Source organism: Streptomyces sp. NPDC014006 (genome assembly GCF_043088925.1).
GTDB lineage: Bacteria > Actinomycetota > Actinomycetes > Streptomycetales > Streptomycetaceae > Streptomyces.
The window spans coordinates 24,158-32,667 of the sequence record NZ_JBICAJ010000022.1 but is presented as its reverse complement, the minus strand read 5'-3'; the positions used below and the strand labels follow the sequence as shown (position 1 = coordinate 32,667).

Sequence of the window (8,510 nt, the reverse complement as noted above, 5' to 3'; positions counted from 1 at the left end):
GCAGAGCCGGACACCACGAACAAGCAGCCCAGCTCTCCGCCCAAGTAGCCGCCGACCGCGCCCGCGCACTCGGCCCCGACCACCCCAACACCCTCGACAGCCGCTACAACCACGCCCTGTACCTAGGCAAGGCCGGACACGACGAGCAAGCAGCCGTGCTGATGGAGCAGGTGGCCGCCGACCGCACCCGCGTACTCGGCCCAGACCACCCCGACACCCTCCAAAGCCGCCACAACCACGCCCTGTACCTCGGCAGAGCCGGACACCACGAACAAGCAGCCCAGCTCTCCGCCCAAGTAGCCGCCGACCGCGCCCGCGCACTCGGCCCCGACCACCCCAACACCCTCCGCAGCCGCCACCTGCACGCCTGGGACATCTCTCAGATCACACCTCCGTGACCGGACAAGGCTCCGGCCGGGTTGTAGTCGGCTCCGGAAACGACCAGGCACGCGGCCGGCCCCACCGCAGAGCGAGCGCGCCGCCACCTCACCCGCGAAGCGACAGATCGTTGCAAGCGGGGGGATCAAGTCCATACATCGGGCTCCGGATGTCATGGCTGATTTCGGGGCGCGCAGCTTCTCACCTCACGTCTTCGATGCCTGCGGCGGGTGGCGCTCTCATACACCCGTAATGGGCTGGAATAGCCTGTTCTGAGATGAATCGGAAGGTGTGATGGTCCCCGGCCGTCGACGGCGGCGCTCTCTACGGCGGCGGTCGGCGGGATCACCACGTGCCTGCTCCCGCATCGGGCCGAGCACCCCTCTTCATCAAAACAGGAACGCCCCTTCGCCGAGAATCGGCACGACGGCCCGTTCTTGGCGGACTTCCAACGCGCCTCCAGCAGAACTTCAGCGCACTGCGCCGCCGACACCGACAGCACCAGGGCCGCTCGAAGCCATATGGGGCCGCTCCGAACCCGTAAAGGGCTCGTTCGCGGCAGGCGAGCGAAAGGTCACGCGCTGCGCGGCTTGCGACTGCTTGCCTTCTCCGCTGTCGTCTTCTTCGCGGCTCCAACTGACACGAGCGTCCCGGACCTGATGAAGATCTTCTACTTCAACCGGCTCGCGGCCCGGGTGTTCACCAAGGAACCAGACGGCTGGCTCATCAAGGGCGGCCAAGCCCTGCTGGTCCGATACCGCGGCGCCGCCCGCCTCAGCCAGGACATCGACCTGCAAAGCACCCACCCTGAGCGCAGCGCCGAGGAAGCGCGGGAGCTCGTGATCAAGGCTCTCATGACCACGGACACCTATGAGAGCACCGCCGAGACCGACACCGACCACCTGATGGCGGGCCAGAGGATCAGCCTCAGCGAACTCGCCGCCGAACTGTCCGCGATCGACCTGCGCTTGAGGCAGCTCGCCCGGGCCGTCGAGACGCCGACGGCGCCGGTGGAGCTGGAGGCGACTATCGACTCCTTACGCTCCACCGCAAAGGGGGTGCGGGAGACGGGCGAGCGCATGCAGTTCCTTGCCTTCGTGGTCGAGGGCGACGTGCCGCTCGCCAAGGCCTTCCGGGACACCGGCGATCCGTGGGGAGTGGCGGCCCGCGAGACCAACCGGCAGGACTTCGGCGGCCCGGCGATCATCCCGACGCAGTGGCAGCTCGTCAGGCTGGCCCGGGAAGCCGAGCGGGCCGCAGAGCGCGGCGTGGAGACCACTACGTTCCCCAAAGCGATGCAGGGCATCGGGATCGGCTGGGAGTCCAAGGCCGCCTCCGCCCGCAGGCGCCGGGAGCGGGACGCGGCAGTCGCCGTCGAGGCCCTGCGCACACAGTGCAAGACGTGCGAGGCCGGGGACGGCGAGCAGTGCCGCACCAAGAAGGGCTGGGTGGCCGAGCAGTCGCACGTTGGCCGCCAGCGCGAGGCCGAGGCAACGGTCGACGCCCGTCTCGGCTACCTGGACATCAACCCGGTTGCCGTGCCGGACGCCTGACGGGCGCACGGACCCTGGTCACGGTTGCGGCTCGACTACGAGAAGGGGCGGTCACCTCCGACGAGGCGACCGCCCCTTCTGCGTGACCGTGGGGTCGTAGTCGCCGATGCTGCGGGCCTCATCAAGCGACCGAGCCCAGCACCCCACGGCGGCCGGCTGGAAGCACACGCAGAGTGGCTAGCGGAGGCCGCCCGTGACGGTGTGGGGCACCTGTTTCAGGGTGCCTGGGCAGTGGAAGGGCTGAGCGGTACTTCTTCGCTCCTTGGAGGACTTCATGTCAGAAGATTTCGAAGATGTCCCTGAGCCTGAGGACGACACCATCGAGGACACCGTCGACGAGACCGGGGTTGACCCCAAGGGCATCGAATTGGTCATGGGGCAGACTGGTGCGTCAAGAGCGAAGGCGGTCAGGGCCTTGAAAGAGAGCGGCGGCGATCTCATCAACGCGATCATGGCGGTCAACGGGTAGTTGGCGCGCCGCGACCGTGATTGGTCAGCATCGTCGACGAGTTCGGCTGGAGTAGTTGGGGTACAGCAAATCCCGGTCAGGACGATCATGCTCGGCCAGCACGCCGGTCGGGGCTCCGCTGGGGTTCGCGGAAAGATCACCGGGCGGGTTCCCTGGCTGTCTACGGTCTGCCTGGTGCCGGTGGAGTTTGTGATTGATGAGCAGGCCGAGGCGGACGGGAAGTTCGTCGAGGAGCCGACCCGCCCCGAGCTGGAGCGGTTCTTCTTCGAGGCCGGAGCAGGTCCAGACGAGACGGCTGGTCGTTCACAGGTTCGATGTTAGGCAGAGGTGCCCACCCGAGCCTCACCCGGCTGGCCACCGCGCCGTGCGGGCCGTGATGGAAGGCCGCGAAGCGTCCCGGGATCTCTTACCTCCGGAGCACTTCGCGTGAAGGCTTGACCTGCTAGCTGGGGATGAGCGCGGCCGGCGTGGGGATGAACGAAAGAACGGCGAACGCGACCGTGTCGACGACCCCCTCAAGCGCTCGCAGGGCCGCCATGACCGGCGCGCCCAGCCCAGGTAGGACCGGCAGGCCCAGCGCGGGCAAGGTGGTGGGGGCTGCGTAGGCGGGGGTGGCGACGACAAGGGAGCCGGCGGTCAGGGTGAGCGCCGCGACCTTGCGTCGGATGATCTTCATGCCTGTTCAACGATCATCACAGGCTAAGGGAGACGGCCAACCGGGTTGTCCTTCCCGGCAAGACGATTCCCTCCTTCGCATGTTGCAATCCAATACAACATCGAGGCATCACGATGCCGCTTTCCGTGAAGACCCAGCTCAGCAGAGGCAGGGTTCCTCCTGGACATCGTCAGGAGCTGGCGGTTAGTCCGGTTCTCCGAACTTCGGCACTTGCATCGGATGCATCTCGGCTCGAATCCGGTGCCAGCGCGCTGCATGGCGCCAGCGTCCGGCACGGTCGCGTGCAACGTCGACGCCGACCTCCACCACCAGCTCCGGCACGACGAGAGTGACGTGCAGGCTCTCGCGCGAGCTCCACCCCGCGCTGAACGTCCAGCCCGTCCACGGGTGGTCTGCGGCCGGGGTGAGGAGCCCGGCGACCGTCCGGCTCGCGGCCTGCGGGAGCGTCGTGCTGCGTCCGACGTAGCGCAGGCGCCCGTCGGTGTCGTACCGGCCCAGCAGCAGCGTGCGCGGCGCGGCCGGGGAGCCGGTAAATGCGCCGACGATGGCGTCCTCGGTGTGCCGCGTCTTGTACTTCCTCCAGCCACGCGAGGCCGGTTCGTAGACGCCCGTCAGCCTTTTGTAGACAACGCCTTCCACGCCGACGGCTGTCCAGCTCGTCAGCCACTCGCGCACGGTGGCCGGGTCGGTGGTCGACGGGCACAGCGCCCAGGGCGCGGTGAGCTGGTGCTCAGCAAAGAGGTTCTCCAGTGCGCCCCTGCGGCGCCCGTACGGCCAGGTGGTGGTGTCAGTGCCCTCCAGCCCCAGCACGTCGAAGGCCACGTAATGGGCGGGCGACTGCTCGGCGAGCCGGGCCGCGCCGGCGCCTCGCCGCTGGAGGCGGCCCTGGAGCCGCTCAAAGGCAAGCCTGTCAGACGCCCATACGACCACCTCCCCATCCAGGGCCGTCGCGTCGGGGAGCTGCGCTGCGCCGGAGTGGAGCTCAGGGAAGCTCGGGGCAAGGTCCGCGCCCCTGCGAGAGCGCAGCGCCAGGCGCCCTGTGTCCCACGACAGAAGGGCGCGCCACCCGTCCCACTTGAGCTCGGCCGCCCACCCCTCTGGCAGTGCCGGGTCTGTTACGGGGGCCGCGAGTATAGGGTCTGGCAGCATCCACATGGACCCATGCCTTCCACGCGGGCGCGGTCCGCCGTCAGTCGAGCAGGCCGAGTTACGTGTCCGGGCGACCGTGCCCTGGGCCAGCTTCCGCAGAAGGCCGCGCTGACATGACGAAGCCCCCGCCTCCTCTTGCCACGGGGGCTTCGTCGTACGTGAGGTCAGGTCTGGCACTGCGACGTCGCGGCGCTGCTCCAGTTGGACCAGGCGCCTCCGGCCGGCCGGACGTGGACGCGGATGGTGATTTTTGCGTTGACCGGGCCGCAGATGCGGGTTGCGGAGCCGATCTCGAAGGGGCCGATCGTGGAACGGCGCTGAACGACCGTGCGCCCGTTGCCGAGTTTCGTCCAGCTACTGGAGCCCTGGACGTTCATGAACGCCTCGTAGTCGACGTAGGAGGCGTGGGCGCGGGAGTTGGTGATGACGGCGTGCACCTTGATGTCGCGCCACCAAATCTTGTTGTCCTTGAACCGCTCGGCGCTGATGCAGCCTTGTGCGCCGATGTTCTGGGTGGAGACGGCGCCGCCGCAGGCGATGGCGGCGGCGTGGGCGTCAGCGGGTACGGCGAGGGTGGTCAGCAGGGCGGCTCCTGCCGCTGCGGCGAAGCGTTTCCTGTGCATGGTGCGGTCCTCTCGGTCGGGTGTGTGCCTGCAGCGGGGCTGACAGGGCGGGCGCCGGAGTCCCAGGCCTCGGCGAGCGGGACCAGCGTCCACCCAGTGCTTGAACGCCTCGCGCTGATAGCCGGCGCGATGTCCAGGCCCCGTGGGCCGTCGATGTAGCGGTCGTCGTACGGGCTGTACCACTGGCCCCCGGTCAGGGTGCAGCGCTGCCCCTGCTCGGGTGCGATAACTGCCTCGGCCTTGAGGACCTCGGCGCGGGTGTTGCAGCCGGTCCTCCGCCGCGATGGGCAGCTGGGCCAGGACGTCACGCACCGGGGCGGTGAACGTATGGCCCGGATCGCGCAGGGTGGCGCCGGCCGGGGCGGCGTGGGCAGTGGCGGGCAGGAGCAGGGCGGTGAGGGCGGCGGCGATGGCGGCGGTACGGGGGAAGCGCACGAGGAAGGGTCCTCTCGAAGATCACCGACTGGTCGTGATCTTCGTAGCGGCCCCGGAAGGCGGCACGCCCGGGAAGCAGCGGTGACTCCACTCGATGGAGGGGAAAGTCGGATGGTCGCCCCGGCGCAGCGGCGTGTGTCGGCGAGCGAAGAAAATCGAACACATGATTGAATTCAGCCATGCGGCCGATTCCCGACGACCTTGCCCGGGCGGTTGACGAGTGGCACGCCACCTACCGCCAGCTCGCCGCGCACCCACGCACCGCACTGCGCAGACGGCTCGTCCAGCTGTCGGGCGGGGTGCGTTTCCACCCCCACTGGCACGGCCGGCGCACACCGGCCGCCTCCGCGCTCTACGCGGCTGGCCGCCGCCCCCGCAGCCTCTCGGCAGCCTCCTGATCCGGCCCTGCCCGTGGACGACGAGGTTCCGGACGCGGTGACGGCCCGGCCATGGTGTCCGCAGGACGGACCTAAGCCGGTCGTGTGGACCTGGCCGTCGACGGATCCGCCGGCCCTGTGGGTCAGGGCGGCGGGCCGCTGGCGCCGGGCCGTGGTACGAGCCCGGCAGGACTGGCCCGACGGACGCGTCATCTACCAGGTGCTCGTCGACGCAGAGGGAACCGGCTCGAAAGGCAGCCGCGCCTATCCGTGGCCGCAGAACGGTCTGCGGGTTGCCCACCGCAGCGCGCTGGCCCCCTTCCGCGACGCGCAGCAAGGCGGCGGGCTGCCCCGCCCGCCCTCCAGGCGGGTGAGGTCTGCCGTCGCCCGGCCGGTGCCGCCGGGCGACGGGGACGGCGGGGCCGTAGCGTCGTGAGCGTGAACGATGCGCGCCGAAGTATCGACCCCACCACCGACCGGGCCACCGCGGCGCTGCTGCTCGGCTGCCGGCCGAGCCAGGTCGGCTACTGCGCGCGCTGCCAGGGCCGCACGGTGCGCTACGGGCCGCACGCCCTGGTCGTCTGCCCGGCCTGCCGCGCCGCCGAGCAGGCCGGCGGCCTCTAGGGCGCGTGCCGAAAGTGGATCATGACGCTTGTTCTGGCCTGGGCACTGTCATGCGATGCTCACGCCATGACTGATCAACCCGAGGTTGCCATCGTCCGCTGGCCCGGCCAGGCCCCTTCCGTTCAGGATGGGCTGGCAGATCTGCTGGCGGCCTACCATCTGCAGACGCAGGCCGAGAAGGGTGAGGCCGTCGCCGGTGTGGATGGGCTGCCAGACCGCTACCGAATAGAGATCGCGGATCCGCAGGCCGTGTTCGTCGACGATGTCGTGCTGCTGGCGTTGATCGGGGACACCGCGGTGGGCTGCCTGGTGGTGACCACCCCTCATCACCGACGGTCCGAGGTCAAGAGGCTCTGGACCGACCCGGCATTCCGGGGGCGGGGCATCGCGTCCAGCCTGGTCAGCGCCGCGCTCGTGCATGCTGCGGAAAGCGGCGTCAGCGCGGTTCGGCTGTCGGTGTGGATGTGGCGGGCGGGCGCGATCGCCCTGTACGAGCGGCTCGGATTCACCGTCACCGAGTCGTGGGACGAGCGGGACCAACTGGTCTGCATGGAACGAGCCGTGGGACACGAAGACCTCCGTGCGGTGCAGTCCTAGACAGCTCCACCACACCGGGGGTCTTCGCCATGATCAAGCCCCGCGGCTGTCAACAACGCTCGTGATCAACCTAGGCGCTGCGTGGCTTGCGGCTGCTTGCCTTCTTCGTCGCCGTCTTCTTCGCTGCGGTCTTCTTGGCGGGCTGCTTCTTCGCGGCGGCCTTCTTCTTCGCCTTGGGCAGTTCGTGCACCTCGGCGTGGGTGCCGTGCTCGCCACGGGTCTCGCGGGCCTTCTCCACCGAGGCGTTCAGTGCAGCCATCAGGTCGAGGACCTGCGCCGGCTCCTCTGCCTCCGGCGCCTGCGGCAGCGGCTTGTCCTCCCGCTTGGCCTCGATGATCTGCGCGATGGCCTCGGTGTACTCGTCATGTGCGTCCAGTTCGTCGAGGTCTTCGACGGTCATGGTCTCCATCAGCGCCAGCGCCCGCTCGATCTCCTCATCCGAGACCTGTACGGGCGGCGGGAGCAGCTCGGCGGGGCTGCGGATCTCATCCGGCCAGCGCATCGCGTGCAGAACCAGGGCGTCGTCACGGATCCGGAGCATGCCCAGGCGTTCCCGGCCGGACCAGGCGTACTTGGCGATGGCAACCTTCTCGGACCGGCCGAGGGCCTGGACGAGAAGCTTGTACGGTTTGGCGGCGACCTGGCCGCTGGCCTGCAGGTAATAGCCGTCGCTGATCTGGATCGGGTCGATGTCCGCGGCCGGAACGAACGCGACGATCTCGATCGCTTTCGCCGTCGGCAGGGGAAGGTTGCTCAGTTCCTCGTCCGAGATCGGCACGATCTGCGCCGCCTGGTGCTTCGTCTCCCGGGTGACCTCGTAGCCCTTGCCGATCTCGGCGCTGGACACCTCGCGGTCCTCGAGGTCGCAGAACTTCTTCACCCGGACGCGGCCACCGTCCTCACGGTGATACTGGTGGAAACGGATGCTGTGATCCTCCGTCGCACCAACCACATTGATCGGCACCGTGACCAGGCCAAACGAGATCGCACCGATCCAAATCGACCGGGGCATACATGTCCTTCCGTGGTAGCCCCGAGCATCACCAGCCTACGAACGCCACGCCGCCGGCGCACCACACCATGCGCCCCTCGGGGCACGGCGGGACGCTGGAGGCATGGCCACGGTGATCGTGTATCCGCCCGACAACCAAGGCGGCCGACGCCTGCGCGTAGACGACACGATCCTCGGGCGCGCCTACCGGCTCCGCGACGTCGTCGCCTTCCTGCAGGAGACCAGGCTGGAAGGAATCGACGACCTCGACGTCATCCGCTCCGACGACATCGAATGGCTCGGCGGCGGCCCAGAGGTGTGGGGATAAGCCCTGGTCAGGGGCTGGGATGTGAGGCAGCCTTCAGACGCCAGCCGCTGCCGCTGCAGCTGTCGTGCAGGGGCGGGAACCGGTGACCCTTCACGTCGGCGCTGTACTCGTGCCGCTGCCCGCAGTCGCACTCATAGAACCCGGACTGGGGAACGATCTCACCCGGGTGATACGTCCTCTCGCTCTCGCTGCTCTCACTCATGACATCCAGCGTCCATGGCCGACGGCTGAGCGGCTGGTCGGCCGGGGCTGAGGAGGTAACCGAGCTGGGTCCTGGATGGCCAGCACCTGCGTCAAGGCTGCCCGTTCC

Annotated in this window: 14 protein-coding genes and 1 pseudogene; 9 read left to right on the top strand and 6 right to left on the bottom strand. The window is 68.9% G+C overall.

Annotated elements, in window-relative coordinates; all coding sequences use genetic code 11:
- The 4 genes from ACF1GV_RS39895 to ACF1GV_RS39880 form a co-directional block, all read left to right on the top strand.
- A partial coding sequence (locus ACF1GV_RS39895) for a tetratricopeptide repeat protein (protein WP_391691603.1) occupies nucleotides 1-398 on the top strand: 398 nt, incomplete at its 5' end.
- 570 nt (nucleotides 399-968) lie between these two features.
- The gene (locus tag ACF1GV_RS39890) at nucleotides 969-1,931 is read left to right on the top strand and encodes a nucleotidyl transferase AbiEii/AbiGii toxin family protein (protein ID WP_391691600.1); all 963 of its coding nucleotides are present in this window, start codon (nucleotides 969-971) and stop codon (nucleotides 1,929-1,931) included.
- A gap of 274 nt (nucleotides 1,932-2,205) precedes the next feature.
- Nucleotides 2,206-2,400, top strand: coding sequence for a hypothetical protein (locus ACF1GV_RS39885; RefSeq protein WP_391691597.1), 195 nt, complete (start codon nucleotides 2,206-2,208; stop codon nucleotides 2,398-2,400).
- 87 nt (nucleotides 2,401-2,487) lie between these two features.
- Nucleotides 2,488-2,721: a hypothetical protein gene (locus ACF1GV_RS39880; RefSeq protein ID WP_391691702.1), complete on the top strand. Its 234-nt coding sequence runs from the start codon at nucleotides 2,488-2,490 to the stop codon at nucleotides 2,719-2,721.
- Between the two features lie 121 nt (nucleotides 2,722-2,842).
- Here the strand turns inward: ACF1GV_RS39880 and ACF1GV_RS39875 are convergent, their stop codons facing one another.
- The 4 genes and pseudogenes from ACF1GV_RS39875 to ACF1GV_RS39860 all read right to left on the bottom strand — a co-directional run.
- Complete coding sequence (locus ACF1GV_RS39875; RefSeq protein WP_391691595.1) at nucleotides 2,843-3,076, bottom strand: hypothetical protein; 234 nt, start codon at nucleotides 3,074-3,076, stop codon at nucleotides 2,843-2,845.
- A gap of 183 nt (nucleotides 3,077-3,259) precedes the next feature.
- Nucleotides 3,260-4,225 carry an ATP-dependent DNA ligase gene (locus ACF1GV_RS39870; RefSeq protein WP_391691690.1) on the bottom strand — a complete coding sequence of 322 codons (966 nt, stop codon included), beginning with the start codon at nucleotides 4,223-4,225 and terminating at the stop codon, nucleotides 3,260-3,262.
- A gap of 164 nt (nucleotides 4,226-4,389) precedes the next feature.
- A complete protein-coding gene (locus ACF1GV_RS39865) occupies nucleotides 4,390-4,848 on the bottom strand; it encodes a hypothetical protein (RefSeq protein ID WP_391691592.1) in 459 nt (152 codons plus the stop codon).
- A 50-nt stretch (nucleotides 4,849-4,898) separates the two neighbouring features.
- A pseudogene (locus ACF1GV_RS39860) lies at nucleotides 4,899-5,283 on the bottom strand (hypothetical protein); the annotation flags it as partial.
- A gap of 179 nt (nucleotides 5,284-5,462) precedes the next feature.
- On the opposite strand from ACF1GV_RS39860, the gene ACF1GV_RS39855 reads away from it, so the two are divergent.
- The 4 genes from ACF1GV_RS39855 (at nucleotide 5,463) to ACF1GV_RS39840 (ending at nucleotide 6,881) form a co-directional block, all read left to right on the top strand.
- Nucleotides 5,463-5,681 (top strand): hypothetical protein, encoded by a 219-nt coding sequence (locus ACF1GV_RS39855; RefSeq protein WP_391691590.1) that lies wholly within the window; start codon nucleotides 5,463-5,465, stop codon nucleotides 5,679-5,681.
- Between the two features lie 13 nt (nucleotides 5,682-5,694).
- Nucleotides 5,695-6,096, top strand: coding sequence for a hypothetical protein (locus ACF1GV_RS39850; protein WP_391691587.1), 402 nt, complete (start codon nucleotides 5,695-5,697; stop codon nucleotides 6,094-6,096).
- A gap of 2 nt (nucleotides 6,097-6,098) precedes the next feature.
- Nucleotides 6,099-6,284 carry a hypothetical protein gene (locus ACF1GV_RS39845; protein WP_391691584.1) on the top strand — a complete coding sequence of 62 codons (186 nt, stop codon included), beginning with the start codon at nucleotides 6,099-6,101 and terminating at the stop codon, nucleotides 6,282-6,284.
- Between the two features lie 66 nt (nucleotides 6,285-6,350).
- The gene (locus tag ACF1GV_RS39840) at nucleotides 6,351-6,881 is read left to right on the top strand and encodes a GNAT family N-acetyltransferase (RefSeq protein ID WP_391691581.1); all 531 of its coding nucleotides are present in this window, start codon (nucleotides 6,351-6,353) and stop codon (nucleotides 6,879-6,881) included.
- Nucleotides 6,882-6,951: 70 nt separating this feature from the next.
- On the opposite strand, the gene ACF1GV_RS39835 is transcribed toward ACF1GV_RS39840, so the two are convergent.
- Nucleotides 6,952-7,893 (bottom strand): Ku protein, encoded by a 942-nt coding sequence (locus ACF1GV_RS39835; RefSeq protein WP_391691578.1) that lies wholly within the window; start codon nucleotides 7,891-7,893, stop codon nucleotides 6,952-6,954.
- A gap of 103 nt (nucleotides 7,894-7,996) precedes the next feature.
- On the opposite strand from ACF1GV_RS39835, the gene ACF1GV_RS39830 reads away from it, so the two are divergent.
- Nucleotides 7,997-8,200 carry a hypothetical protein gene (locus ACF1GV_RS39830; RefSeq protein ID WP_391691575.1) on the top strand — a complete coding sequence of 68 codons (204 nt, stop codon included), beginning with the start codon at nucleotides 7,997-7,999 and terminating at the stop codon, nucleotides 8,198-8,200.
- Between the two features lie 7 nt (nucleotides 8,201-8,207).
- Here the strand turns inward: ACF1GV_RS39830 and ACF1GV_RS39825 are convergent, their stop codons facing one another.
- The gene (locus ACF1GV_RS39825; RefSeq protein WP_391691572.1) at nucleotides 8,208-8,402 is read right to left on the bottom strand and encodes a hypothetical protein; all 195 of its coding nucleotides are present in this window, start codon (nucleotides 8,400-8,402) and stop codon (nucleotides 8,208-8,210) included.
- Between the last annotated feature and the right edge of the window lie 108 nt (nucleotides 8,403-8,510).

Bases quoted from the DNA above. Each gene is read 5' to 3' on its own strand.
- ACF1GV_RS39885 (WP_391691597.1), top strand. From the start codon at position 2,206: ATGTCAGAAGATTTCGAAGATGTCCCTGAGCCTGAGGACGACACCATC.
- ACF1GV_RS39880 (WP_391691702.1), top strand. From the start codon at position 2,488: ATGCTCGGCCAGCACGCCGGTCGGGGCTCCGCTGGGGTTCGCGGAAAG.
- ACF1GV_RS39875 (WP_391691595.1), bottom strand. From the start codon at position 3,076: ATGAAGATCATCCGACGCAAGGTCGCGGCGCTCACCCTGACCGCCGGC.
- ACF1GV_RS39870 (WP_391691690.1), bottom strand. From the start codon at position 4,225: ATGCTGCCAGACCCTATACTCGCGGCCCCCGTAACAGACCCGGCACTG.
- ACF1GV_RS39865 (WP_391691592.1), bottom strand. From the start codon at position 4,848: ATGCACAGGAAACGCTTCGCCGCAGCGGCAGGAGCCGCCCTGCTGACC.
- ACF1GV_RS39855 (WP_391691590.1), top strand. From the start codon at position 5,463: ATGCGGCCGATTCCCGACGACCTTGCCCGGGCGGTTGACGAGTGGCAC.
- ACF1GV_RS39840 (WP_391691581.1), top strand. From the start codon at position 6,351: ATGACTGATCAACCCGAGGTTGCCATCGTCCGCTGGCCCGGCCAGGCC.
- ACF1GV_RS39835 (WP_391691578.1), bottom strand. From the start codon at position 7,893: ATGCCCCGGTCGATTTGGATCGGTGCGATCTCGTTTGGCCTGGTCACG.
- ACF1GV_RS39830 (WP_391691575.1), top strand. From the start codon at position 7,997: ATGGCCACGGTGATCGTGTATCCGCCCGACAACCAAGGCGGCCGACGC.
- ACF1GV_RS39825 (WP_391691572.1), bottom strand. From the start codon at position 8,402: ATGAGTGAGAGCAGCGAGAGCGAGAGGACGTATCACCCGGGTGAGATC.